At 49.2% G+C, this 25,870-nt stretch carries 27 protein-coding genes, 1 pseudogene and 1 other annotated feature; of the genes and pseudogenes, 13 read left to right on the top strand and 15 right to left on the bottom strand.

Annotation, left to right across the window (positions count from 1 at the left end):
- Positions 1-39 precede the first annotated feature (39 nt).
- The gene (locus G4551_RS12820; RefSeq protein WP_003020675.1) at positions 40-336 is read right to left on the bottom strand and encodes a YciI family protein; all 297 of its coding nucleotides are present in this window, start codon (positions 334-336) and stop codon (positions 40-42) included.
- A 215-nt stretch (positions 337-551) separates the two neighbouring features.
- Between G4551_RS12820 and tonB the strand changes: the two genes are divergently transcribed.
- Positions 552-1,280 (top strand): TonB system transport protein TonB, encoded by a 729-nt coding sequence (gene tonB, locus G4551_RS12815; protein WP_168150127.1) that lies wholly within the window; start codon positions 552-554, stop codon positions 1,278-1,280.
- 64 nt (positions 1,281-1,344) lie between these two features.
- Here the strand turns inward: tonB and yciA are convergent, their stop codons facing one another.
- From yciA to G4551_RS23855, 4 genes and pseudogenes are all read right to left on the bottom strand, one after another.
- A complete protein-coding gene (yciA, locus tag G4551_RS12810; protein WP_003020670.1) occupies positions 1,345-1,746 on the bottom strand; it encodes an acyl-CoA thioester hydrolase YciA in 402 nt (133 codons plus the stop codon).
- Positions 1,747-1,911: 165 nt separating this feature from the next.
- The gene (locus tag G4551_RS12805; protein WP_003020667.1) at positions 1,912-2,451 is read right to left on the bottom strand and encodes a septation protein A; all 540 of its coding nucleotides are present in this window, start codon (positions 2,449-2,451) and stop codon (positions 1,912-1,914) included.
- Between the two features lie 54 nt (positions 2,452-2,505).
- A complete protein-coding gene (locus G4551_RS12800; protein WP_003020663.1) occupies positions 2,506-3,249 on the bottom strand; it encodes a YciC family protein in 744 nt (247 codons plus the stop codon).
- Positions 3,250-3,277: 28 nt separating this feature from the next.
- A pseudogene (locus G4551_RS23855) lies at positions 3,278-3,364 on the bottom strand (YkgJ family cysteine cluster protein); the annotation flags it as partial.
- 283 nt (positions 3,365-3,647) lie between these two features.
- Here G4551_RS23855 and ompW point away from each other — a divergent pair.
- Positions 3,648-4,286: an outer membrane protein OmpW gene (gene ompW, locus G4551_RS12795; RefSeq protein WP_003833354.1), complete on the top strand. Its 639-nt coding sequence runs from the start codon at positions 3,648-3,650 to the stop codon at positions 4,284-4,286.
- A 569-nt stretch (positions 4,287-4,855) separates the two neighbouring features.
- The gene (locus tag G4551_RS12790; RefSeq protein WP_003020658.1) at positions 4,856-5,572 is read left to right on the top strand and encodes a YebC/PmpR family DNA-binding transcriptional regulator; all 717 of its coding nucleotides are present in this window, start codon (positions 4,856-4,858) and stop codon (positions 5,570-5,572) included.
- 72 nt (positions 5,573-5,644) lie between these two features.
- Here G4551_RS12790 and G4551_RS12785 read toward each other — a convergent pair whose 3' ends face one another.
- The gene (locus G4551_RS12785; protein WP_227761066.1) at positions 5,645-6,082 is read right to left on the bottom strand and encodes a hypothetical protein; all 438 of its coding nucleotides are present in this window, start codon (positions 6,080-6,082) and stop codon (positions 5,645-5,647) included.
- A gap of 260 nt (positions 6,083-6,342) precedes the next feature.
- On the opposite strand from G4551_RS12785, the gene G4551_RS12780 reads away from it, so the two are divergent.
- Both G4551_RS12780 and G4551_RS12775 read left to right on the top strand, forming a co-directional pair.
- The gene (locus G4551_RS12780; protein WP_003841288.1) at positions 6,343-6,618 is read left to right on the top strand and encodes a hypothetical protein; all 276 of its coding nucleotides are present in this window, start codon (positions 6,343-6,345) and stop codon (positions 6,616-6,618) included.
- A gap of 186 nt (positions 6,619-6,804) precedes the next feature.
- Entirely contained in the window at positions 6,805-8,277 is a 1,473-nt protein-coding gene (locus tag G4551_RS12775; RefSeq protein WP_003841287.1) for a GGDEF domain-containing protein, read from the top strand.
- Between the two features lie 32 nt (positions 8,278-8,309).
- Here G4551_RS12775 and trpA read toward each other — a convergent pair whose 3' ends face one another.
- The 6 genes from trpA to trpL all read right to left on the bottom strand — a co-directional run bounded on the left by trpA (position 8,310) and on the right by trpL (position 14,978).
- The gene (gene trpA / locus G4551_RS12770; protein ID WP_003020647.1) at positions 8,310-9,116 is read right to left on the bottom strand and encodes a tryptophan synthase subunit alpha; all 807 of its coding nucleotides are present in this window, start codon (positions 9,114-9,116) and stop codon (positions 8,310-8,312) included.
- Complete coding sequence (trpB, locus tag G4551_RS12765; protein WP_003841283.1) at positions 9,116-10,309, bottom strand: tryptophan synthase subunit beta; 1,194 nt, start codon at positions 10,307-10,309, stop codon at positions 9,116-9,118. Before trpB ends, trpA begins: the two co-directional genes overlap by 1 nt.
- Before the next feature lie 10 nt (positions 10,310-10,319).
- Complete coding sequence (trpCF, locus tag G4551_RS12760; protein ID WP_003841280.1) at positions 10,320-11,678, bottom strand: bifunctional indole-3-glycerol-phosphate synthase TrpC/phosphoribosylanthranilate isomerase TrpF; 1,359 nt, start codon at positions 11,676-11,678, stop codon at positions 10,320-10,322.
- A gap of 3 nt (positions 11,679-11,681) precedes the next feature.
- The gene (trpD, locus tag G4551_RS12755) at positions 11,682-13,277 is read right to left on the bottom strand and encodes a bifunctional anthranilate synthase glutamate amidotransferase component TrpG/anthranilate phosphoribosyltransferase TrpD (protein WP_003020639.1); all 1,596 of its coding nucleotides are present in this window, start codon (positions 13,275-13,277) and stop codon (positions 11,682-11,684) included.
- A complete protein-coding gene (locus G4551_RS12750; protein WP_003841278.1) occupies positions 13,277-14,839 on the bottom strand; it encodes an anthranilate synthase component 1 in 1,563 nt (520 codons plus the stop codon). Before G4551_RS12750 ends, trpD begins: the two co-directional genes overlap by 1 nt.
- Positions 14,840-14,862: 23 nt before the next feature.
- Positions 14,863-14,957: a sequence feature (Trp leader region), on the bottom strand.
- Positions 14,934-14,978: a trp operon leader peptide gene (gene trpL, locus G4551_RS12745; RefSeq protein ID WP_191229385.1), complete on the bottom strand. Its 45-nt coding sequence runs from the start codon at positions 14,976-14,978 to the stop codon at positions 14,934-14,936. (Overlaps the previous feature by 24 nt.)
- Before the next feature lie 135 nt (positions 14,979-15,113).
- Between trpL and rnm the strand changes: the two genes are divergently transcribed.
- The 6 genes from rnm to G4551_RS12715 all read left to right on the top strand — a co-directional run bounded on the left by rnm (position 15,114) and on the right by G4551_RS12715 (position 20,267).
- Positions 15,114-15,992, top strand: coding sequence for an RNase RNM (gene rnm / locus G4551_RS12740; protein ID WP_032941265.1), 879 nt, complete (start codon positions 15,114-15,116; stop codon positions 15,990-15,992).
- Complete coding sequence (locus tag G4551_RS12735) at positions 15,989-16,609, top strand: L-threonylcarbamoyladenylate synthase (protein ID WP_003020628.1); 621 nt, start codon at positions 15,989-15,991, stop codon at positions 16,607-16,609. Before rnm ends, G4551_RS12735 begins: the two co-directional genes overlap by 4 nt.
- Before the next feature lie 352 nt (positions 16,610-16,961).
- On the top strand, positions 16,962-17,693 hold the full coding sequence (locus G4551_RS12730) for an HNH endonuclease (RefSeq protein WP_003841272.1): 732 nt from the start codon (positions 16,962-16,964) through the stop codon (positions 17,691-17,693).
- A gap of 25 nt (positions 17,694-17,718) precedes the next feature.
- A complete protein-coding gene (locus G4551_RS12725) occupies positions 17,719-18,345 on the top strand; it encodes a hypothetical protein (protein ID WP_003841271.1) in 627 nt (208 codons plus the stop codon).
- Positions 18,346-18,462: 117 nt separating this feature from the next.
- Positions 18,463-18,906 carry a hypothetical protein gene (locus G4551_RS12720; RefSeq protein ID WP_003841269.1) on the top strand — a complete coding sequence of 148 codons (444 nt, stop codon included), beginning with the start codon at positions 18,463-18,465 and terminating at the stop codon, positions 18,904-18,906.
- A gap of 249 nt (positions 18,907-19,155) precedes the next feature.
- Positions 19,156-20,267, top strand: a protein-coding gene (locus G4551_RS12715) for an IS3 family transposase (RefSeq protein WP_085951609.1) whose coding sequence is annotated in 2 segments (ribosomal slippage) — positions 19,156-19,417 and positions 19,417-20,267 — 1,113 coding nt in all. Because the reading frame shifts where the segments join, the coding sequence is not laid out codon by codon here.
- Positions 20,268-20,430: 163 nt separating this feature from the next.
- Here G4551_RS12715 and G4551_RS12710 read toward each other — a convergent pair.
- Complete coding sequence (locus G4551_RS12710) at positions 20,431-22,104, bottom strand: tyrosine-type recombinase/integrase (protein ID WP_032941320.1); 1,674 nt, start codon at positions 22,102-22,104, stop codon at positions 20,431-20,433.
- Between the two features lie 113 nt (positions 22,105-22,217).
- Between G4551_RS12710 and rluB the strand changes: the two genes are divergently transcribed.
- Entirely contained in the window at positions 22,218-23,093 is an 876-nt protein-coding gene (gene rluB / locus G4551_RS12705; RefSeq protein ID WP_003020625.1) for a 23S rRNA pseudouridine(2605) synthase RluB, read from the top strand.
- An 83-nt stretch (positions 23,094-23,176) separates the two neighbouring features.
- On the opposite strand, the gene cobO is transcribed toward rluB, so the two are convergent.
- A complete protein-coding gene (gene cobO / locus G4551_RS12700) occupies positions 23,177-23,767 on the bottom strand; it encodes a cob(I)yrinic acid a,c-diamide adenosyltransferase (protein ID WP_003840707.1) in 591 nt (196 codons plus the stop codon).
- A complete protein-coding gene (locus G4551_RS12695) occupies positions 23,764-24,525 on the bottom strand; it encodes a YciK family oxidoreductase (RefSeq protein ID WP_003840709.1) in 762 nt (253 codons plus the stop codon). The genes cobO and G4551_RS12695 overlap by 4 nt, the downstream gene beginning before the upstream one ends.
- A 221-nt stretch (positions 24,526-24,746) precedes the next feature.
- Here G4551_RS12695 and sohB point away from each other — a divergent pair, with 221 nt between their 5' ends.
- Positions 24,747-25,793 carry a protease SohB gene (sohB, locus tag G4551_RS12690; RefSeq protein WP_003840711.1) on the top strand — a complete coding sequence of 349 codons (1,047 nt, stop codon included), beginning with the start codon at positions 24,747-24,749 and terminating at the stop codon, positions 25,791-25,793.
- The last annotated feature ends 77 nt before the right edge of the window (positions 25,794-25,870 follow it).

Genomic DNA, 25,870 nt, shown 5'->3' with positions numbered 1-25,870 from the left:
CACCGCTGGCGGTGCCCAATGTCTGTTTTTGTTTTGTTTTTAAAATACTTTTTTGTACGGTTTTACTGAAACCTGCGCGTAAACGCCCGCTGCAACATACGGATCGGCTTCCGCCCACGCCTGTGCCGCCTCCAAAGATTCAAATTCGGCAATCACCGTCGAGCCGGTAAAACCCGCCGCACCGGGATCGTTACTATCGACCGCTGGCATGGGGCCCGCCGTGAGCAAACGACCTTCGTCATGAAGGAGTTGCAGGCGAGCCAGATGAGCAGGGCGCACGGAAAGACGTTTTTCGAGAGAGTCTGCGATATCTTGGGCGTAAATAACATACAGCACGGGTAGAACTCCTTGAACGGTAAAAGTCGTTAATAACGTTATTGGAAAGGCCTAACAACTGCAACGGAAAGATAACTGATATGTTAAGGCCATACTCTGAAAGTGGTTTTTTATCATAAAATCGCGTTCTAAATGTCAGTTACCGCCACGGGCTTATTGAATATGATTGCTATTTGCATTTAAAATCAGGGCCTGGTTTTTTTACTGAAACGATTATGACTTCAATGACCCTTGATTTACCTCGTCGCTTTCCCTGGCCAACGTTACTGTCTGTCGGCATTCATGGTGCCGTGGTGGCTGGTTTGCTGTATACCTCGGTACATCAGGTTATTGAACTGCCTGCGCCAGCGCAGCCGATCTCTGTCACGATGGTCGCGCCTGCCGATCTCGAACCACCTCAGGCCGTTCAGCCGCCGCCGGAACCCGTTGTCGAGCCTGAACCGGAACCAGAGCCGATTCCAGAGCCACCAAAAGAGGCGCCGGTGGTGATTGAAAAACCGAAGCCCAAGCCTAAACCGAAGCCAAAACCGGTGAAAAAGGTGGAAGAGCAGCCGAAACGCGATGTTAAACCAGCAGAACCGCGGCCGGCCTCCCCGCTGGAAAATACGGCACCTACGCGCACAATGACCAATACCGCGCCGGCAACTACCAGCAAACCGGTGGTCAGTGCGCCATCGGGCCCACGCGCTTTAAGCCGTAATCAGCCTCAGTATCCGGCGCGAGCTCAGGCGCTACGCATTGAAGGGCGGGTAAAGGTCAAATTTAATGTAACGCCGGATGGTCGGGTTGAAAATGTGGAGATCCTGTCTGCACAGCCTGCCAATATGTTTGAGCGTGAAGTGAAAAACGCGATGCGTAGATGGCGTTATGAAGCAGGTAAACCCGGTTCCGGACTCGTGGTGAATATTGTTTTCAAATTAAACGGCACAACGCAGATCGAGTAAGCATCAGGCCGTCCGGCAATGATCAAGAGTGATGATTGCCGGATAGCATTACTGGCGTGTGCTATCAGGCCAACGTGGGGATTGGACGCGGTTTCCCGTCTTTATCAACGGCAACGTAGATAAACAGAGCTTCGGTGGCCTTATAACGCTGGCCAATAGGTTCAGAAGCGACTTTCTTCACCCAAACTTCAATATTGATGCTGATTGAGGTTGTCCCGCGTTTCACACAGCGAGCATAGCAACACACTACATCACCTACGGCGACCGGGCGCAAAAAGCTCATTCCTTCAACCCGCACAGTTACCACACGACCATGTGCGATCTCTTTGGCCTGAATCGCGCCACCTATATCCATTTGTGACATCAGCCAGCCGCCAAAAATATCACCGTTCGCGTTGGTATCGGCAGGCATGGCCAGAGTGCGTAAAACCAGTTCACCCTGGGGAGTGTTATTCGTTGTTGTCATTGTAGAACCGACTATAGAGAAAGATTACAGGCGCGATGCTACTAGAATTTGTGCGTCGAGAACAGAGGGGATGCGGCATGCAGAGCAGATGTAAGTCAGGTTGTCAGCTCTATGGAACGCGAGGGGATAAAAATTCGCCAGATCCGCAGATCTGGCGAGCATGTATTACGATTTATCTTCTTGCGGCAGATGACGGTAAATATAGACCCCACTCAGCAGCGTAAAGAATAAAGTCAGGGCGGTCAGGCCGAACACTTTGAAGTTGACCCAAATGTTCTGCGGTAGCCAAAATGCAATATAGATATTCGCCAGACCACACAGGATGAAAAAGACTGCCCAGGCTAAATTTAGTTTCGACCACACTGGCTGCGGCAGGGTCAGTTCTTTACCTAACATGCGCTGGATCAGCGGCTTTTTCATCACCCACTGGCTTACCAGCAATGCACCAGCAAACAGACCGTAAATCACCGTTACTTTCCACTTAATGAATTCATCGTTGTGGAAAAAAATAGTCAGGCCACCAAATACGGCCACCAGGACAAAGGTGATTAACGCCATCTTCTCGACCTTGCGATAGCGAACCCAGCTGTAAATCAACACTACAGCCGTTGCGACAATCAGCGCCGAGGTCGCCGCATAGATGTCGTAAAGCTTATAAAAAGCAAAAAAGACAACCAGCGGTAAAAAATCAAGAAACTGCTTCATTCTTCGATTCCGTCATCAAAAGCACCGGGTACAAGCCCGGAATGCGTTCAGGGTTTATTGGCGAATCAGCATGTACAGGCGGAACAAATAGATCAGCAACACCGCGGAGATCATATTGCTCAGCGTATTCGCCAATACCGCGCCTACATTCGGCGTAAGTACTGCAAAACTTGGCGCAAAAAGCAACAGCAGCGTTTTTGCCAGCAACCAACCGATTACTGCCGGCGCAACCAGTCGCATATTCGACCACGCCAGACGCATACTGTTGCGCATCGCGGCAAAGACACCCATTTTGTCCTGTACCAACATCACAGGTGCGAGTGCCAGCAGGATGGCCAGCAGAATACCGGGAACAACAACCAGCATAATACCGATTTGCACCAGCAGAGTAGTCAAAAAAATCAGAATAAACAGCTTTGGCAACACTGGCGCACTGGCGCCGATGGCACGTAATGCGCTGACCCGATGACCTGCTGAAATCAGCTGAATCATCAGGATGACCCCACCGGCAAGGATGGCATTACCAATCAGACCAGAAAACGTAGACGCCGCGGAAGCGCGTAGCAAAATTTGCTGTTGCTCCGGGGTCATGTTTTGCACCAGATCGAACAACCCCACGCTGCTGGTTAACTGATCGCCTTCACTGAGTTGCGCAATTTGTGCGTCAGTGGGGGAAAAGGCATGCCCTAACACCACTGTGATAAACGCGCACAACAACGATACCAGCAAGATGGTAATGAATTGATTACGGAAAAAGTTTCCCGTGTCACGGTAAACGGATTTCGCCGTGATAGACATGCACTCTCCTTGAGTTTTGCAGGTGTTCATTTGCGGGCAATTGTACCCTGGATAACTCTACAGTGGCAGCATCGCGCGATGTATGGAAAAGCATATCTTTGTAAAGCTGCGGTAATTTTTGGCTATGACTTCAGCGTCGTGCATGAACGCTGTTTGTTATCTGCGCATCGCGTGCAGATAACCATCACCCATCAGCAATGAGCTGGAGGTACTTGCACATTGAAAATATATCAAAATTGATCTGAATTAATTTAACCAGGATTTTGAATGCAAGTTCTAACTTAATCTGGATCAATAAATGTTAAATTATCAAAGTCAATGTGATCCATGTTAGATCATTTATTACTCCAAAGTAGGTATATTCATTCCGCTTTTATAACCATAACGATGGAGCGGACATGAAAAAATTAACAGTTGCAGCATTGGCTTTAACAACTCTTCTCTCTGGTAACGCATTTGCGCATGAAGCTGGAGAGTTCTTTATTCGTGCAGGTTCTGCCACCGTCAGACCGACGGAAGGTGCAGGTGGTACGCTGGGCAGCTTAGGTGGCTTTGATGTCAGCAATAACACGCAGTTGGGTCTGACATTTACCTACATGGCAACCGACAATATCGGTGTTGAATTACTGGCGGCTACACCGTTCCGCCATAAAATTGGTACTGCAGCAACGGGTGATATTGCCACCGTACATCATTTGCCGCCGACGTTAATGGCACAGTGGTACTTCGGTGACTCCAGCAGTAAACTGCGTCCGTACGTAGGTGTTGGTGTGAACTACACGACCTTCTTCGATGAAGGCTTTAACGATAACGGTAAAGAAACAGGATTATCGGACCTGAGTCTGAAAGATTCCTGGGGTGCAGCAGGGCAAGTCGGTATGGACTATCTGATTAACCGCGACTGGCTGATTAACATGTCGGTCTGGTACATGGATATCGACACCACCGCAAGCTATAAAATGGGTGGCGTCCAGCAGCGCGACAGTGTACGCCTCGATCCGTGGGTGTTTATGTTCTCTGCGGGTTATCGTTTTTAAGTTCTTCTGCAAAACTCCTCTGCAAAACTGGTCATCAAATGACCAGTTTTTTTCCATTCTTTTCCACGCGTATCGTTATTTTGACCAGCCGTAGTCAACTGAGTCACGTGTGCTTCTGAATACATCAGTCAGAGATGCTGGTTGTACCGCTCCACCCATTTAGCATTTCCCTTTGTTGGAGTGGTGGAGTAAATATAGGCTAAGTATCTTGTCCCGGTACTAAACGAACACACTATCAAATAAGGCGCAGTGCAAGATGACTTGTAGCGCTCTCTTTAAGCAGTACCGCGGTAACTATAATAGCCTGTGTGTTTATCTGGAATATCGCTTTTGTTTCTATTCTCTTATGCATTATTGCTGCGGCTCATTTATTACGTACAAAAAAGAACCTGCAGATAATCAGGGGATAACTTATCCAAAATGTTAACTATTGATAAAATTAAAGTAACATATCGTAAAATTTGGATATTTTATTTTTCATGGACTAAGGTTTATACATCATGATATAATGTGATGGCAGATTATTTACCATTCAATAATGTAAATGAATTTTCGAGGAGATCATTCCAGTGGGACGTAAGTGGGCAAATATTGTTGCTAAAAAAACAGCTAAAGACGGTGCAACGTCTAATGTATATGCAAAATTCGGTGTAGAAATTTATGCTGCTGCTAAACAAGGCGAACCAGACCCAGAATTAAATACATCTTTAAAATTCGTTATTGAACGTGCGAAACAAGCTCAGGTTCCAAAACACGTTATTGATAAAGCCATTGATAAAGCCAAAGGCGGCAGCGATGAAACGTTCGTGCAAGGGCGTTATGAAGGCTTTGGTCCCAGTGGCTCACTGATTATCGCTGAAACATTGACTTCAAACGTTAACCGTACGATTGCTAATGTCCGCTCAATTTTTAATAAAAAAGGCGGGAATATCGGAGCGGCGGGTTCTGTCAGCTATATGTTTGACAATACCGGAGTAATTGTATTTGAAGGGACAGACCCTGACCATATTTTTGAAATTCTGCTTAATGCTGAAGTAGATGTTCGTGATGTAACCGAGGAAGAAGGAAACATCGTTATTTATACTGAATCTACAGATCTTCATAAAGGCATTGCAGCTCTAAAAGCAGCAGGAATTACTGAGTTCTCAACTACAGAATTAGAGATGATTGCTCAATCAGAAATTGAACTTTCACCAGAAGATTTAGAAGTCTTTGCAGGGCTTGTTGATGCTCTTGAAGATGACGATGATGTTCAAAAAGTATATCATAACGTTGCAAATCTCTAATGATAGATTAAAGAAATCTGTCATTATGGCAGATTTTTTTAACTCATAAAGTTGTAATGAGTGCACTATTTATTACAAACTCGGATATTTTCCATCATCATCAACTAAAAATATCTGAGATAGGTACCAGGTATCATTCTCTTTGGACAATTGATATTCATAAACAGGTGAATAATACTGCCTCGATAATCTGGTCGTCACGGTCGCTACTTTTTCAGAAATATGAACCGATATGATGTTCTCTTGCTCAGGATCATGACTAGACTCAGAACCAAAAGCTATAGGCTCGCCCTGAAAACCAGGTTTTGTATATTTATTCAAAAGCTCATTCCAACCCTTCTGGGCCAGGAGCATAACTTCTTGCTTTCCGTAGTTCTGATTTCTCTGAAATGACTGGTCATTCCAATATTTATAATCCCTCTGGAAAGCGGTGATTACCTGTTCCGGAGTATTTGCCAGTATGTCCCCAGCGCTTAAAAATCCAACGCTTAACATAACTAATTTAATCAACAGATGTCTCAACAAGTTCACCCATATTTGGCATGCTTTCCTTCAGTGTCTCGCAAGGGACTTTTTGAAGTCAACTTCATTAATGGTTGCACAACCAAAACGACTGAACTGTATAGATTCCGGGCATACCTGCCCGTGGTTAGCAGCCAGGAAAAATTCCCCTCGTTCTTCATTTAAAAAATTCTGGGGAAAACATCCTGCCTTTCTCCCCTTTGATGTAGTGCTACTCTTTAAGCAAACCAACTTTGAGGGGATTGCTGATGATGTTGACCCGCCATCTGCTACAGCAAAAAATCACACTTCTGGAACCGTTCTACGAGGATCAAACGGCAGCGTTTGCCGTGAGTGTTGCACGTGAATTATTGCTTTGCATGGATAAAATTGAGGCGCTGGAGAAACTTATTGCGACTCCGGTTACACTACCTTATTGCAGCGCAAGTCCGGTTTGTGAGATTGAGGCGGGCTATGCCGCAGGCGTAAACGACTGCCGCGAGGCCATCCGGCGGGCAGGGTATCCTATCGAAGGTGATGATTAGTTTGCGTTTATGTTAACAAATATGTGCTTTTATTGTATAAATCTGTAACCTACGCGCGCTGCTGCGGGCTACATCAACTTACCTGCTTCGGAGTGGCAAACATTCTCTATCAACGTACAACGCTGTTATGCAACAACATAAACGGGTAACCGATTTGGCAATACTGTTAACTATCAGGGTGGACTCGTGAAGATTGTGCAGGATAAGCTCAGAAACAGGCAGGCTCTGCTGGTATCCGGGCTCATTACGTTGATTTTTACCTCGTTGTTTCTGTTTATCATTTATGAACAGCGTATGGCGGCCGCCAGTGAAGGCGTTAGCCGCCTGCAAGCTCACATGTTGGACATTTTTAACGATAATGAACTGATTGCCGATGCGATTGGCGAGCGTTATTACCACATCAAAACCGGCGAACAGTGTGGTGTTATGGCGCAGTTTGTTCCGCGAAACAAAGATGAATGGGGAATTAACGCCGACCCAAAGCGGGTTCATTCTGCAACGGGGACAATTATTGCTCAGCAACCCAGCCATAATGCGCTGTGTATGTATACTGCGGCGGAGTTCATTCGCGGAATGGTTAATGAGCTAAATCCAGGCAGCTTCGATGCACACCGTTACATTATCGCCAGCAATTCAGATTATTTTTATTGGTTTATGGCTTCCGACTCGCGCAATTTCAGTTTTTCTGACTCTGAAATGGCGATGGATATAACGCATTTTTTCTATCCACCCACCGATTTCTATACCCGGTTGTTGCAAAAAAACGTCAAAAACAAAGCTCTCAGTTCAACAAACTTCTATACCGATAAAATTACCGGTGAAAAAGCCTACAGCGTAGTGAGCTATATCTACGATCTGTCGGGTAAAGAGATATCAGACCAAATCGTTGCCTATCTGGTCTATGATCATTCGAAGCCTGAGCTGCAGGAAGCGTTAGCCGAGGCGTTTGATAATCAAATCCTTCCCGGATTGAACGTGGAGTTGGTGAATCTGACCAACAAAGAGAGCCTCTGCTTATCCGGCAAATGTGCGGGGCAATCCAGCTATTTGGTGCGCAATTTTTCGGAGAAATATGCGCTGCACTATTCGCTTTCATTAGGCCGTTTTATGGCGCGCGATACACATGCCGGGATTGTTATCCTGCTGGCGCCGTTCTTTTTCATCATCATTAGCTTCTCGTTAAAGTCATGGCTAAACGAAAGCGACCTCAAGGTTTATATCGATACTCTGACCGGCTGTTTTAACCGCCGAATACTCGACATTATCAAGCGTCGGGATTTATCACACTGTTCGGTGGTGCTACTGGACTGCAATAAATTTAAGGCCGTCAATGATACCTGGGGCCACGCGGCAGGCGATCGCGCGTTGCAAATTATCGCCAACAGGATGCTGTCAAACACTCGCACCAGCCACGATATTGTAATTCGTACCGGCGGGGATGAATTTATGATCCTGCTGTTTCGATCGCAGGCAACTGACGCCATAGCAATCGCGCAACGTATTAGCGGGCAGGTGACCAGTCATGTGTTTGTGGTGGATGGGCATACCGTACCATTGTCAGTATCGTGGGGAATTGCAGAAGTGAACGGTGAACTGGATGTGGCAATTCAGAATGCGGATAGCGCTATGTATAGAATGAAGCACACGAAAGAAGGGTGAAACCGCCAGACGTCTCTGGCGGTTGATTTAACTTACTGGTGGGTGGCGGCTTTCATCGTGCTGACAAACGCTTTCAGCTCAGCCAGCATCTGTTCCGGTGCCGCAACATTTTTCTCAATGATTTTCACAATTGCCGAGCCGGAAATTGCACCGGCAGCACCGGCTTCAATAGCTCCGGCTACCTGTTCAGGCGCAGAGATACCGAAGCCCTGTAAAGAAGGCGGTGCATCATATTGTTTCAGCTTTTCAACCAAATGATGCAGCGGTAATGCCGCACGATTTTCGGCACCGGTCACACCTGCACGTGAAAGCAGATAAGTGTAGCCGCGACCGTAAGAGGCAATCTGGCGTAGCAGTTCTTCATCAGCGTTCGGCGGGCAGATGAAAATCGGTGCGATGTTGTGACGCAGTGCAGCAGTTCTGAATGGCGCAGACTCCTCAACAGGGACATCGGCTACCAACACAGAATCCACACCCACTTTTTCGCACTGGGCGTAAAACTCGTCAATGCCCTTGCTGAAGACCAGGTTGGCATACATCAGCAACCCAATGGGAATCGTCGGATGTTTCTGGCGAATCAGCGCCAGCATTTCAAAGCATTGCGATGGTGTGACGCCGGCGGCAAACGCACGCAGAGTGGCTTCCTGAATGGTTGGGCCATCGGCCAGCGGATCGGAGAACGGAATGCCGAGTTCAAGCGCGTCGGCACCAGCTTCAATCAGCGTATCAATGATTTTCAGTGACTGCTCAACAGACGGATCGCCCAGGGTTACGAAGGGGACAAAAGCACCTTCTTTGCGGTCCTTCAGCTGTGCAAACAGGTTTTCGTAACGTTCCATCAGATTTCCCCTCGCGCTTTCAGAATATCGTGTACGGTGAAAATGTCTTTGTCGCCGCGACCGGAGAGATTAACCACCAGTAGCTGCTCTTTTTCCGGATTTTCACGCATCATTTTCAACGCGTGCGCCAGGGCATGGGAGGACTCCAGTGCCGGAATAATCCCCTCGTGCAGACACAGCGTTTTGAAGGCTTCCAGTGCTTCATCATCGGTTATTGAAACATAATCGGCGCGACCAATGCTGTTCAGGTACGCATGCTGTGGCCCGACCGACGGAAAGTCGAGCCCGGCGGAAACAGAGTAAGACTCTTCAATCTGTCCTTCTTCGGTCTGCATCATCGGGGACTTCATGCCGAAGTAAATCCCGACACGACCATGTTTCAACGGCGCGCCGTGTTCTCCAGACTCAATCCCGTGACCGCCTGGCTCTACGCCAATCAGACCGACGCTGGTTTCATTAATAAAATCGGCGAACATACCGATGGCGTTAGAACCGCCACCCACGCAGGCGATAACGGCGTCCGGTAGACGACCTTCTTTTTCCAGAATCTGCGCCTTGGTTTCTTCACCGATCATCCGCTGGAACTCACGCACAATAGTCGGGAAGGGGTGCGGACCTGCCGCTGTACCGAGCATATAGTGCGCAGTATCGTAACTGCCAGACCAGTCGCGCAGCGCTTCGTTACAGGCATCTTTCAGCGTTGCGGAACCGCTGTGAACGGGGATAACTTCTGCACCCATCAAACGCATACGGAAAACGTTCGGCGACTGACGTTCAACATCTTTCGCGCCCATGTAAATACGGCATTTCAACCCCAGCAGTGCGCTGGCGAGAGCAGATGCAACACCGTGCTGCCCCGCGCCTGTTTCGGCGATAATTTCCGTTTTACCCATGCGCTTCGCCAGCAACGCCTGGCCCAGCACCTGGTTGGTTTTGTGCGCGCCGCCGTGCAGTAAATCTTCACGCTTGAGATACAGCGTCGTGTTGGTGCCTTGAGTAATGTTCTGGCACTTGGTCAGTGCGGTTGGGCGACCCGCATAGTTTTTCAGCAGGTCTGTAAACTGCGCCTGAAATTCAGGATCTTTTTGCGCGCTGACAAAAGCTTCTTCCAGCTGGCGCAGGGCAGGCATCAGAATCTGTGGCACATACATACCGCCAAATTCACCAAAATACGGATTGAGTAATGTTGTCATGTCCTTTTCCTTAATATGCGCGCAGCGTCTGAAAGACCGAAGCCAGAAGACGTGCATCTTTGATGCCCGGCTGTGACTCTACGCCAGAATTGAAATCGAGACCGGCACAGCCGGTTTTTGCCGCGTCAACGCAGTTATCTGCGCCAAGTCCGCCAGCCAGTAATACGTTATCCAGCGATTGTCCGCCTAAAAGTGACCAGTCGAAGCGTTGCCCGCTGCCGCCCTGACCGTTGTCGAAGACGTATTTATCGACATGCTGATAATCACGGGCTGGCAACTTATCGCTGACGCTGAGCGCCTTCCAGATTTGTACCTGTGCGGGTAGCGCATTGCGTAGCGCGTCTACGTAGGCCTGATCTTCGCTACCATGCAGTTGCACGGCAGTGAGTCCCAAAGCAGCCGCTGTTTCACGTACGTCGATAATATCTGTGTTGCGAAACACCCCGACGTATTGCAGCGGCGCGCCGGTCATGACCTCTCGCGCTTGCTCAACGCTAACCGCGCGTGGCGATGTGGGTACAAAAATCAGTCCGCCATAAATCGCGCCGGATTTATACGCCGCGTTGGCATCCTGAGCCCGGGTTAAACCACAGACTTTATTCTCGCCGAGCAGTACGCGACGAACGGCGGCGTGCAGATCATCATGCGACATCAGCGCGGAACCGATCAGAAAACCGTTGGCGAAGTGGCTGAGCTCGCGCACCTGACCATAGGTGTTGATCCCGGACTCGCTGATGACGGTCACACCGTGGCCCAGGCGCGGCGCAAGCTGGCGGGTGCGATTCAAATCAATCGACAAGTCGCGTAAATCGCGGTTGTTGATACCAACGACTTTGGCGCCCAGTGCGATAGCACGCTCCAGCTCTTCTTCGTTGCTGACTTCGGTCAGTACGCCCATTTTCAGGCTGTGGGCGACGGCGGCGAGTTGACGATATTGTTCATCATCGAGGACCGACAGCATCAACAAACAGGCGTCCGCCTGGTAAAAACGCGCCAGGTAAATCTGGTAAGGATCGATAATAAAGTCCTTACACAGAACAGGTTGCGGCGCGATGCGGCTGACGATAGGCAGGAAATCAAAACTGCCCTGGAAATATTTCTCATCGGTCAGTACGGAAATCGCGGAAGCATAATGTTTATAAACGCCCGCAATCTGTGCCGGATCGAAGTCATCACGGATCACGCCTTTTGACGGAGATGCTTTTTTACATTCCAGAATAAAGGCGGTGCGCGCACCTTGCAGCGCATCGTAGAAATCACGAGAGCTGGGTTGAACATCATTTTGAAAGCTGGCCAGCGGTTGTTGCTGTTTGCGGGCTTCTACCCAAATCGCCTTGTCTGCGACAATTTTCGCTAAAACGGTTTGCATCATTTACCCTCTTGCTGCCAGTGCAGTGACACGGTCATAGGCCGCGCCGCTGCGCAGTACATTAATCACGGTTTGCGCATTGGCTTTTAAATCTTCTTCACCGTGCAAGCGCATTAACATGGCGACATTCGCGGCAACAGCGGCTTCATGAGCGGCTTCACCTTTACCTTGTAACAAGCGACTAAGAATGTCACGGTTTTCTTCCGGTGTGCCGCCAGCCAGCTGTTCCTGGTGGTAAGGCGTCAGGCCAAAGTCTTCTGCCGTCAGTTGATAACTCTTGATTTCCCCATCGTGCAGCTCTGCCACAATGGTCGGTGCATGCAGCGAAACTTCGTCCATGCCACCACTGTGCACTACGGCTGCCCGCTGATATCCGAGCACACGCAGCGTTTCGGCAATCGGCAGCACCAGCTCCGGGCTGTAAACGCCGATCAGCGCCAGCGGCGGATGTGCCGGGTTAATCAACGGGCCGAGCACGTTAAACAGCGTGCGGGTTTTCAACTGCTGGCGTACCGGCATGGCATGGCGAAAACCGGTGTGGTATTTCGGCGCAAACAGAAAACACACGCCGAGATCGTCAAGCGCCTGACGGGATTTGTCGGCGTTCATATCCAGATTGATGCCAAATGCCGCTAACAGATCCGAAGAGCCTGACTTGCTGGAGACGCTGCGGTTGCCGTGTTTGGCAACTTTCAGTCCGCAAGCCGCTGCAACAAAGGCGCTGGCGGTAGAAATATTGATGCTGTTGCTGCCGTCGCCGCCGGTACCGACAATATCGGCAAACAGATAATCAGGACGCGGGAACGGAGCGGCGTTTTCCAGCAGCGCGGTTGCCGCACCGGCAATTTCATTCGGGTGTTCGCCACGGATTTTCATGCTCACCAGCGCCGCAGCCAGTTGTTCCGGCTTCAGTTCACCGCGGACCACGGCGGAGAACAGCTGGTGGCTTTCCTGCTGAGACAGCGTCTGCGCCTGGTACAGTTTCTCCAGAATTGGTTGCAGCGTATTGGTTTGTTCAAGCTTCTGTTGCGCCCAGGCCAGCGTTTGTTCCAACAGACGCGCGCCCTGGGTGGTCAGAATGGACTCCGGATGGAACTGGAAGCCGCAGACGCGATCGGTATCGTGACGCACCGCCATCACCATGCCGTTAAAGTGGGCGTTAATGGTTAATCCTGCCGGAACGTTGCTGCCAACCAGCGAATGATAGCGTGCCACCGGCAGCGGATTAGCCAGACCAGCAAACATTGCCTGACCGTCGTGTTCAATGCTGGACGCTTTGCCGTGCAGGATTTCTCCAGCCTGGCCCACATATCCACCATAGGCCTCAACAATGGCCTGATGTCCCAGACAAATGCCGATGATTGGCAGCTTGCCGCGCAGACGGGTTAACAGCTCCGGCATGCAACCTGCTTCGCTTGGCGCACCTGGGCCTGGAGAGAGCATCAGCACAGGATTTTTCATCGTTGCTAAGCGGTCAATCAACGTCTGGGCCGGAATATGGTTGCGGTAAATCACCACGTTGTGACCATTAGTACGCAGCTGATCCGCCAGGTTATAGGTAAAAGAGTCGATATTATCGAGCAGCAGAATGTCAGCCATTAGAAGGTCTCCTGTGCGTGGTGCGCGGTGGCGATAGCACGCAGAACCGCGCGCGCTTTATTACGGGTTTCATCGGCTTCAGACTGCGGTACAGAATCCAGAACAATTCCGGCACCGGCTTGTACGGTGGCAATACCGTCTTCCACGAGGGCGGAACGAATGACAATACAGGTATCCAGATCGCCATGAGCCGTGAAGTAACCTACCGCGCCGCCGTAGCTGCCACGGCGACGACCTTCTGCCTCGGCGATAAGCTGCATAGCGCGAACTTTTGGCGCTCCGCTTAACGTGCCCATATTCATACAGGCGCGGTAAGCGTGCAGCACATCCAGATCGCTACGCAGCTCGCCGACCACACGCGAAACCAGGTGCATTACGAAGGAGTAACGATCGACTTTGGTGAGATCAGCAACATAGCGGCTGCCAGGCGTACAGATGCGCGCCAGGTCGTTACGCGCAAGGTCAACCAGCATCAGGTGCTCAGAAAGCTCTTTATGGTCGGTACGCATCTCCAGCTCGATTCGGCTGTCAAGGTCGCGGTCAAGCGAACCGTCAGCACGACGACCACGCGGGCGAGTGCCGGCAATCGGGTAGATCTCAATCTGGCGGCTGGTGGCATCGTATTTCAGCGAGCTTTCCGGGGAGGCGCCAAACAGCGTGAAATCGTTGTCCTGCATGAAAAACATGTATGGGCTGGGGTTACTTTTCTTCAGCACATAGTAGGCTGCCAGCGGTGACGGGCAGGGCAGCGAGAAACGTCGGGACGGAACTACCTGGAAAATTTCGCCCGCGCGAATCGCTTTTTGCATGCCACGTACTACGGCGCCGAACTCTTCATCGCTCTGATTGCACTCGCAGCGCATCTGCGGGACTTCAGTGACCGGCAACGGCGGCGCAGGCTCGGTAAGCTGCTGGCTCAGCTGCGCCAGACGGGCGTTAAGACGCTGTTTTTCCGCATAATTGGGGGTAAAAACACTGGCCTGAATTCGGGTGCTTTTTTTCTGGTGGTCGATAACCATCAGCGTTTCTGCCAGATAGAAGCAGTAGTCAGGACAACGATTGCCCGCTTCAAGCTGAGGTAAATCTTCAAAACCGGCAACCAGGTCGTAGGAAAACAGACCGCCGAAGAACATCGCTTCACGTTCTTGAACAGGAACATTCACCAGCCCCTGCAGTATGCGAAAAGCATCAAATACGGAAAGAGAACATAAACGGGCGTCTTCATCCAACAGCGGGCTGACGGCAGGGAATCGCAGATGACGACCATTCGGCTGTTTTTCATTCTCAACGCCAGCGGGCAGGGCAGCATCCAGCAAGGGCAGCAGCGATGCGCCGTTTGTGGATAACGCCTGAATAGTGACAGTGTCACCGAGAGCGGTAATGCGCAATGCGCTGTCGACGAGCAGCAAGCTCTTCAGATCGTCTTTGCTGTCGATATCTGCAGATTCCAGCAGCAGCGTTGCCGGACGTGCGCCACACACCTGATGAAACAGCGACGTCGGATTCTCACGGTAGGCGGCATCGCAGGCAAGCAGTTCGAGTATCGGTTTTTGTGTTTGCATCGTTATTCTCATTAATTTTGTTCAAAAAAAAGCCCGCTCATTAGGCGGGCCGGGTATCTGGTTGCAAATTGCAGACGTAAGACACTGCCCGAAATCAGGAAGTGCGCCACCAACCGTGCAGAAAAAATGTTGCTTTCATTGCAGATACCTTCTTCATGTGAACTTGCGTACTAGTTAACTAGTTCGGCGGGGTAAAGTCAACACCTGATTTCAGTATATTTGCCGAAACCGCTATGATGGGCGTGTTACGACATTTATTGAAACGGGAGCCGCCTTGAGCGACACGAATTACGCAGTGATTTATGACCTGCATAGTCATACTACAGCCTCCGATGGGCGATTAACCCCAGAAGCCTTAGTACACCGTGCGGTAGAGATGCGAGTCGGTACACTGGCGATCACCGATCATGACACCACGGCGGGCATTGCGGCGGCAAGAGAAGAAATTTCACGTTCGGGTTTAGCGTTAAATTTGATCCCTGGTGTCGAGATATCAACTGTCTGGGAAAACCATGAGATTCATATAGTGGGTCTGAACATTGATATCGCCCATCCCATGATGTGCGAGTTTCTGGCGCAACAAACGGAACGTCGTCAGCAGCGTGCGCGCCTGATTGCCGAACGACTCGACAAAGCGCATATCCCCGGCGCGTGGGAAGGGGCGTTGCGCCTGGCTGATGGCGGGGCGGTTACGCGAGGCCATTTTGCGCGTTTCCTGGTGGAGTGTGGCAAAGCTACAACCATGGCGGATGTCTTTAAAAAATATCTTGCCCGTGGGAAAACCGGTTACGTTCCGCCACAGTGGTGTACAATAGAACAAGCTATTGATGTCATTCATCATTCTGGCGGTAAGGCTGTTCTGGCTCATCCAGGGCGGTACGATCTTAGCGCTAAGTGGCTGAAAAGACTGGTTGCACATTTTGCTGAACATCGCGGCGACGCGATGGAAGTAGCGCAGTGTCAGCAGTCTCCCAATGAACGCACCCATCTGGCGACGCTTGCGCGTCAGCATCAATTGTGGGCATCGCAAGGGTCTGATTTTCATCTACCCTGCCCATGGATTGAGTTGGGTCGTAAACTTTGGTTGCCCGCAGGCGTAGAAGGCGTCTGGCAACTTTGGGAGCAGCCCGAGATCAAAGAGAGGAAAGTATGAGCCAGTTTTTTTATATTCATCCCGAAAACCCGCAGCAGCGCCTGATCAATCAGGCCGTTGAAATCGTGCGTAAAGGTGGGGTGATCGTCTATCCAACCGATTCCGGCTATGCGTTGGGCTGCAAAATTGAAGATAAAGGCGCAATGGAGCGCATTTGCCGCATCCGTCACCTGCCGGACGGGCACAACTTTACGCTGATGTGCCGTGACCTGTCTGAACTGTCGACCTATTCGTTTGTCGACAACGTGGCCTTCCGTTTAATTAAAAACAACACGCCGGGCAACTACACCTTCATCCTGAAGGGGACGAAAGAGGTTCCGCGCCGCTTGTTGCAAGAAAAACGTAAGACCATCGGCCTGCGTGTACCCTCAAACCCGATAGCACTGGCGCTGCTTGAAGCGCTGGGCGAGCCGATGCTTTCCACGTCACTGATGCTGCCGGGTAGTGAATTTACCGAGTCAGATCCGGAAGAAATTAAAGACCGCCTGGAGAAACAGGTGGATTTAATTATCCACGGCGGATATCTCGGCCAGCAGCCGACCACGGTCATTGATTTAACCGACGATTCTCCGGTGGTGTTGCGTGAAGGCGTCGGTGACGTTAAACCTTTCTTATAAGGGCGCGAACCGCTATACTACGCGGCCTTAAAATGGCGCTGACTGGCGCCGTTGATTCTCCTGTTCGACGCCTGTGAAGGCGCACAAGGTGAATATTAAACCATTTAAAATCAACTGCTTAATGTCATTTAGTTAATGGCTGTTACCAGATTGTGTGACAGCCAATAGCCACACCTCGACTCTCATGGTGTATGTACACTTTTCCCTTCAATATTACGCTTATGCCGAATGGTTCTGCACGTTGACTTATCATCAACGCCCTGAATGGTTTCTTATACCTAAAGCAGATAGTTGCATATACTATGCTCGATAGTTAACCTGAGATAAATCTTGGGATGCAAGAGTTATGATGATGTCTGCAAAATCCAAACGAACATACAAGTATGGGGATCAACCTATAAGAATAACTACTGTACAAGTTGTCGCAGAACAGTTCGGAGGTGCTGCAACGGCTAATCAAGTGGATGATTATCTTAGAGGGATATTCCCGCATTATAAAGACGATACTCGCCTTAACCTTATTGTTAACACGGTTAACTGCAATCGGAGCTACTGGAGTTTCAACAAAACAGCCAGACGAACGGATAATGTAACCCATCGTCATCACCAGTATGACCGCTTATTCAAGCGAGGGAACATTTTTGAAATCTATGAACCCTCAGTTCATGGTATTTGGGAGTTATACCAGGATCAACAAGGCAAATGGTGTTACCGCAAGGTAAAATCTGAGTTTGAAAAGGCTGTTGATGCTGCGTCAGAACTGCTCCCGTCAGAACGCAAAGAGATTTTAGAAGCTGAGAGTAAAACTCCTGAGCTAATCGAAGTTACAACGCGAGTTTATAAGCGAAGCCCCTATGTAGTTGCTGAAGTTCTTTTAAGAGCTAATGGTAAGTGCCAAAGCTGTCAGCGTGATGCACCTTTCCTGAAAGAAGATGGTACTCCATTTCTTGAGGTTCACCACATTGAGTGGCTTTCTAAAGGGGGAGAGGACTCCGTGGAAAATGCTATAGCATTATGTCCAAACTGCCATAGGCAAGTTCATCATGGTGTTTTGGAATTAGTGGCGGTTAACAAGCAAGATTGAACACAACTTCTCGCACAGGATGTCCATGAAAAAACTCGAATGGGGTAAATACGCGCTGATCTATCTTGCGGGGTTTCTGACCAGTTTCAGTGGAGTTTTAGATAGTTTAGTGAAAATTCCTTCCTCCTATAAAGAATTAAAGAATACGTACATCTACGATAGCGAATTTTTAACAGGTCAATGGTCAACAAATGCTGAATACTCAGCGGACAGTGGCGAACTGGGATTAGATCCTTCACAACCAAAGATGACTTTGAGTATGGAGGCATCCGAGGACGGAAGCGCGAGCGGTGAAATGATGAGTGAAAAAATCTGTGATGCTCTACCGCTTACTTGGGAAATTAGGCTTGAAGCAGACGCGCCAACATTCCGTGATTTCTTCCTTAACCGAAAGTTTTATTTGAAGCAGTTGCATGAAGGCAGAATGCAAACTGTTGCAGTATTGGAATTAATTAACGAGGATAGAAAGCGTGGTGCAATGACGTTTAAAGTTGTTGGTGATGGTACAGGTGCACTACCAAAGCAAATAACATTGGCCAAAAACCTCCCTCAGTTTAAGTCTGATTTCAAAGAGTTGTCCGATTATTGTGCAGAATCACCAACGAAATTCTGGAAGGATTATTATCAGAGGCAAGGCAAAAAGTTTCCATGATAAAGGGGGCGTTGCGCCCCTTTACGTGTTATCGGCTATCCTCTCAAAGCCTGTAACCACATCATAAGCAAATGAAGCTGGCTTCCTGTCATAGCTGGCAATACAAGAGAAAATGTGATGAAAATATTAGCTCTACTTGTTTGTTTTATAAGTTCTTTGGCATTTGCTGATGAGACAGGAGGTACTCAAAAAACGAAGATTGTTGTACCACCTGATTTCTTGAAACAGTTCTTCACCATAACCAGCGTGAAAATTTCAACACTAGATGGTTATGTCCCGATAGTGGAAACAGGAAATAAGGTTGTTAAACTTCCTGCGCAACGTATAGATTCTCTCAACTATACAGTGAGAGTTGATTCAACTGATGCAGGTTTTATCAATGATGTGGCTAGTAGTGACCACGGTATAAAAGGGATATTGGTTTGTAATAACCCTTCAATAAAATCACTGATTATGAGTAAAAATGCCGTTGTTTTAGTATCCGTTGAGAATAAAGAGGGGGAACCTATGTCTGTGACGCTATATGACAGCGAAAGTTGTAAGAAAAAATCGAATGCTTAGGGGGACTTACACTGTTGGTTCTTGGTTCATCGAGCGGATATGCTGAATTCTAAATACATGCTCATTATAAGGATACTCAGCACAGCAATATGTGAACATCTACTCCATTGTGGCAAGAAGGGGAGCTTTACGTTTTCTATCTACTAATTGCAGAAGGGCTGGGGAAAACTTGTAAGTAGCCCGCATAATCGTGCCATTCACATTTAGAGATCATCCGGCATAATCAATCTGCCAACGAAGGAGATCGCTATGCGTAAAGCCCGTTTTACTGAGCATCAGATTATCGCTGTGATTAAGTCGGTTGAAACCGGACGAACTGTTAAAGATGTCTGCCGGGAGGCCGGTATTTCTGAAGCCACCTACTACAACTGGAAGTCCAGATACGGCGGCATGGAGGCTTCTGATATTAAAAAGATCAAAGATCTTGAGGACGAGAACCGACGTCTCAAACAGATGTTTGCCGACCTGAGCCTTGAGAACCGGGCGCTGAAAGACGTTATCGAAAAAAAGCTTTAAAACCAGCCTTTAAGCGTGAGCTGGTCACTCATCTGGTAACGACATTCGGACTCAGTATCCGTCAGGCCTGCCGGAGTCTGAACCTGAGCAGAACGGTTTACCATTACCGCCCGGATCCCACGCGTGACGAACCCGTTATTGTCGCGTTACAGGCAGTGGCAGAGCGATACCCACGATACGGTTTTCCAAAACTTTTCCAGGTGTTGCGGCGGCAGGGACACCCGTGGAATCACAAAAGGATCCATCGTATTTATTGTCTGCTGAAGCTGAATTTTCGCCGAAAGGGCAAACAGCGGTTGCCGGTGCGTAATCCTTCGCCACTGGCCACGCCGGAAGCACTGAACCAGAGCTGGTCTGTTGATTTTATGCATGATGCCCTGGTCTGTGGCCGTCGTTTTCGCACGTTCAATGTCGTTGATGACTTTAACCGTGAGGCGTTGTCGATTGAAATCGATCTGAATCTGCCAGCTCTGCGCGTGGTCCGTGTACTCGACAGGATTGCGGCAAATCGCGGCTATCCGGTCATGCTACGTATGGATAACGGTCCGGAATTTATCTCACTGGCACTGGCTGAATGGGCAGAGAAACATGCAGTAAAACTGGAGTTTATCCAGCCGGGTAAGCCGACGCAGAACGCTTTTATTGAGCGCTTTAACCGAACATACCGTACAGAAATACTCGATTTTTATCTGTTCAGAACGCTGAATGAAGTGCGGGAAATCACGGAAAGATGGGTGTCAGAATATAACTGTGAACGCCCTCATGAATCACTGAACAATATGACGCCGGAGGAATATCGGCAACACAATCATTTGGCCGGGATCTCAAAAAATGCATGGAACTAAAACGGGTCTATTTACACATGGAACTAAAACGGGTCTATTTACATACCTGTTTATCTGGGATGTAATTCGCACCTTGAAACGACGTAGAAAAACAGAACGCAAAACTTAATCTCGGGATGTTTTAGGTAGTGACTGATACAGAAAAGGGGCGTAAGCCCCTTTTTCACTTCTGGAAGTCAACCACACAAAGCAGGTTTTTTAGTGATGGGCGGTGTGTATAAATGGACGTTACACCTAAACTCTGTGTCCTTGAATGACCGACTACAAACTGCATCAAAGGTAAAGATACGCTTCCAGATGCAAGGCAATGGCTCACGAAAGTGTGACGAAGGCTATGTATACGCCTTTTTAGTCCAAACTCATCATAATCAGGAACGCCAGTTTCATTCATCAACTTAGCCCATTCTTCTGTAGTGGTAGTGTAGTTAGGTAAGTCAAAGAAAATTAGATCGTCATCATTAAGAGTTTCGGCAAGATTGAGCAAACCTGACTCTAAAATCCCATGGAGTGGTATCTGTCGTTGGGCTTGTTTGGTTTTCCCATCTTCTATAAAAATGTACCAGCGTGAAGTTTCTTCATCTAAACGAATGTCCCGCTTTCTGATAGAGGCAATCTCACCACGTCGAGCACCAGTATAAATGAGGGTAAGGAAGTACCATTTGCGCCAATCGTTATTTTCCAGTGAGAACAGCTTGGTCTTAAGTTTACTCAACTCAGCGTTACTGAAATGGCCTCTACGGTTTGGCTTCACCTCATATGAGATTCCGTCGGTAGGGGATTTCTCTAACTGGTCTTTGGTGTCAACGAGGTAAGTTTTAAAAAGCGAGCGCCAGATCTTGAGATGTTTTTCAACATGCTGACTACTGATCAGGTCTTCCTCTGGAACGTCATAATCAATGCATTCAGGCAAAGATAGATGCTTGTATGGCAGCTTAGTACGAGTAGGTAAGTTTTCGGTCACTTTCAGCGCTTCACGAATATCTTGCTTTGTAACCCGATCGATCAGTTTATCACCAACAACGTAAATCAGTACATCAAAGAAACGCTGGTTCTCGTTAGCAATGCTTGCACTCCATTTTTGACCTTTTTCTTGAACATACCGAGTCCATGCTTCGGATAGTTTGATTGCCTGGCTTGCTGTGTCTTTAAATTCCGTTGAAAAAGACTGGTTTGTTTCAACATTACTTTGCGGTGAGGATTTCAGTTTCTGCTCTTCTAACTGAGCTTGCAGTGTGGCAATGAGTTGGCGATATTGCAGCAGATCTTTCGAAAAGTATGCTTCATAGGCTTGCGCGACGGTCGCGCGGCTCATATCAAGAGCAGCGCCCACTTGATTAGCAAGGGGCAAATCATCCTTGGAAAGTTCCAGTTTCTTCATGTGAAGACTTGCAAGCACTTCGTTTGCCATCTGATCGCTACCATTCATCATGCGTTGGAAGTGTGCTTCTGAGTAACCTTGAGCTGCATAAATCGTATCAGAAGCTGATAAAGGAGAATCAGGATTAATGTTTCTGTGCCATTGCCCTAACTCAGGCAGACGCTTCACTTCGTCAACATCCCTTTCGAGTGCCTGTAGAAGGTAGTTGTCAAAGTCCTGCTTAGTGGCGGCTCGGTAGCCCTGCATTTTGCGTTTGAACTCTTCGAGGCTCATCTTTCCATTCTGCACAAGGGGAATGAAAGGGCGGATTTGATTCATGATCACTTCTGCTTGCTTTAGGCTATCAGTACCGAGACTTAAGCGCACAAAAGTTGTTGAATCATTTAGTCTAAAGTTAGTGTAGTATGTGCGCCCACGAATCATTGTGTGTGACAGCTTGTGTGACACGTTGTTTGCCATGCTGTGTACCATGAAAGAGTTACAGATCAGTGAGTTAAGTTGATGTTTTAGCTAACTCGTTGTTTTAGAAAGTATACCAGACGCCTGTGAAGGCGACACCTAAAGGAAGCTCTATGAGCGAAAAGTTACAAAAAGTGCTGGCGCGCGCTGGCCACGGTTCTCGCCGTGAAATCGAATCTATTATTGCCGCGGGTCGCGTGAGCGTTGATGGCAAAATTGCCACGCTCGGCGATCGCGTTGAAGTCACTCCGGGTCTGAAAATCCGTATCGACGGTCATCTGATTTCGGTTAAAGAGTCTGCGGAACAAATCTGCCGTGTTCTGGCCTATTACAAGCCAGAAGGCGAACTGTGTACCCGTAACGACCCGGAAGGTCGTCCGACCGTGTTTGATCGTTTACCAAAACTGCGTGATGCGCGCTGGATTGCCGTAGGGCGTCTGGACGTGAATACCTGCGGTTTACTGCTGTTTACCACCGATGGTGAACTGGCTAACCGTTTGATGCACCCAAGCCGCGAAGTTGAGCGTGAATATGCGGTACGTGTGTTTGGTCAGGTTGATGATGCAAAACTGCGCGATCTGAGTCGTGGCGTGCAGCTGGAAGATGGTCCGGCGGCATTTAAAACGATCAAGTTCAGCGGTGGTGAAGGGATCAACCAGTGGTATAACGTCACGCTGACCGAAGGGCGTAACCGTGAAGTCCGCCGCCTGTGGGAAGCTGTAGGTGTACAGGTAAGCCGTCTGATTCGTGTCCGTTACGGTGATATCCCGCTGCCGAAAGGCCTGCCGCGTGGTGGCTGGACAGAGCTTGATCTTGCTCAGACCAACTATCTGCGTGAACTGGTGGAGCTGAAGCCGGAAACGACCTCTAAAGTGGCCGTCGAGAAAGATCGTCGTCGCATGAAGGCGAATCAGATCCGTCGTGCGGTGAAGCGCCACTCTCAGGTTGGCAGCAGCCGTCGTCCGGGTGGTCGCAGCAACAACGGTTAATCATAACCAGGCCTGATAAGCAAAGCGCCATCAGGCGTTAGCGTGGAGCCGGATACAGCGCAAACGCCTTATCCGGCCTACACTCAATAATCGATCCCTGGTTGGGCTTTCACGCCCGCTTCAAACGCATGCTTGACTGGGCGCAGCTCGCTGACTGTATCTGCTAACTCCAGAATATCGCGATGACATCCACGGCCGGTGATAATGACCGTTTGATGGGCTGGGCGCGCGTTCAGGGCATTGATGACCTCTTCAAGCGGCAGATAGTCGTATGCCACCATGTAGGTCAGCTCATCCAGTATCACCATATCCAGTTCATCGTCAGCCAGCATCCGCTTGCCATGTTCCCACACGGCCATACAGGCTGCGGTGTCAGACTCGCGGTTCTGCGTTTCCCAGGTAAATCCTGTCGCCATAACCTGAAACTCTACGCCGTGGGGTTCAAGTAAGTTACGTTCTCCGTTTGGCCACGTACCTTTAATAAATTGTACGACGCCGACTTTTTTACCATGGCCCACCGCGCGCGTGGCGGTACCGAATGCGGCGGTGGTTTTACCCTTACCATTTCCGGTGAACACGATGATAATTCCGCGCTCATCTTTCGCTGCGGCAACGCGTGCGTCAACCCGATCTTTTACGCGCTGTTGACGTTGCTGATAGCGTTCTTCACTCATTGGGCAATTCCTGGTTTACGGCCCGGCTGGGCATCAAAAGTCATACCGGTTTTACGGCGGCTGTCATCGCCCATTAGCCACAGGTAGAGCGGCATAATATCGGCGGGAGTTTTCAATTTTTGCGGATCTTCCGTTGGGAATGCGCTGGCTCGCATGCCAGTTCGCGTCCCACCAGGATTGATACAGTTTACGCGCAGATGACGGTTTTGATACTCATCAGCCAGAACCTGCATCATCCCTTCGGTCGCAAATTTTGAGGTGGCATATGCTCCCCAATTGGCGCGTCCCTGGCGACCGACACTGGAAGAGGTAAAGACCAGCGATCCGGCATCGGATTTGAGTAACAACGGCAGTAATGCCTGAGTCAGCATAAAAGTGGCATTTACATTTACCTGCATCACATCCTGCCAGATCTGCGGGTTTTGTTCACTCATTGGACAAATATCGCCGAGTAATCCGGCGTTATGCAGTACGCCATCCAGACGCGGGAAATGTGCAGCAATGCGCTGCGCAAGCTGGTGACATTCTTCAGAGGTACAGGTCAGTAGATCCAGTGTAAACCACTGTGGTTGTGTTCCGTTTTCATCGGCGATAGTGCGGGCAACCTGACGCAGTTTTTCTTCGTTACGCCCATGCAGGATAACGGTCGCGCCATAGCGTGCATAGGTCTGCGCGGCCTCGCGTCCGATACCATCGCTGGCACCGGTGATAAGAATAATGCGGCCCTGTAGAAGGTCTTGTTTAGGTTGGTAATGCACGGCAACTCCTCGGCGACGTCCTGGATATCTCGTTCGCGATAACTTTTGGGCTTTATGCCTTAAACCCTGTACTTTTTCAATCAGCCAAAGGCAATAACACCGCAAAATGAACGCTTTGTCATGCTTTTTACTGATTCAGCACTGGATGTATGAAGCAAGACGAGGTGACACGCCTGTTGTACACTGAGCGGAAGTCGCGTTGTTTAACCAAGGTGGATCTCGTGGAATTGTTGTCTGAATATGGGTTGTTTTTGGCAAAAATTGTCACTGTCGTGGTGGCTATTGCAGTGGTGGTGATGCTGATCGTAAACGCGACACAACGCAAACGTCAGCGTGGGGAATTGAGGGTTATTAACCTCAGCGATCAATATAAAGAGATGAAGGAAGACCTGTCGCTAGCCTTATTGGATGGGCATCAGCAAAAATTCTGGCATAAGGCGCAGAAAAAGAAACAAAAGCTGGAGGCGAAAGCGGCTAAGGCAAAAGCGAAACTGGGTGACAGTACGTCATCAGATAAACCTCGTGTATGGGTGCTTGATTTTAAAGGCAGTATGGATGCCCATGAGGTCAGCGCATTACGCGAAGAGGTGACGGCTGTGCTGGCGGTTGTTAAACCTCAGGATCAAGTGGTGGTTCGTCTGGAAAGTCCGGGTGGTGTGGTACATGGTTATGGCCTGGCTGCGTCCCAGTTACAACGTCTGCGCGATAAGCAGATCCCGCTGACCGTTACGGTAGATAAAGTCGCTGCGAGCGGCGGATATATGATGGCCTGCGTGGCGGATAAAATTGTCTCGGCGCCGTTTGCTATCGTCGGCTCAATTGGCGTGGTGGCGCAGATCCCGAACTTTAACCGCTTCCTGAAAGGGAAAGATATTGATATCGAACTGCACACCGCCGGACAGTATAAGCGTACGTTGACCTTACTCGGTGAAAACACGGAAGAAGGGCGGCAGAAATTCCGCGAAGATCTGAACGAAACGCATCATCTGTTTAAAGATTTTGTGCAGCGCATGCGTCCGACTCTGGACATTGAGCAGGTTGCCACCGGTGAACACTGGTTTGGTCAACAGGCGCTGGCAAATGGGCTGGTGGATGAGATCAATACCAGCGATGAGGTGATCCTCGGGCTGATGGAAGGTCGTGAAGTATTGAACGTTCGCTATCTGCAGCGTAAAAAGCTGATGGATCGTTTTACCGGTAGTGCGACGGAGAGCGCCGATCGTTTGCTGATGCGCTGGTGGCAGCGGGGGCAGAAGCCACTGATGTAAAATTGTCATTGCCGGATAGCGATGCTCATATATCTCCTATCCGGCCTACAAATATGCACCAGTATAGGCTGGATAAG

The organism is Citrobacter freundii ATCC 8090 = MTCC 1658 = NBRC 12681, assembly GCF_011064845.1.
GTDB classification, from domain to species: domain Bacteria; phylum Pseudomonadota; class Gammaproteobacteria; order Enterobacterales; family Enterobacteriaceae; genus Citrobacter; species Citrobacter freundii.
Note: the sequence above shows the minus strand (reverse complement) of the source record. Positions and strands in the feature narration are given on the sequence as shown.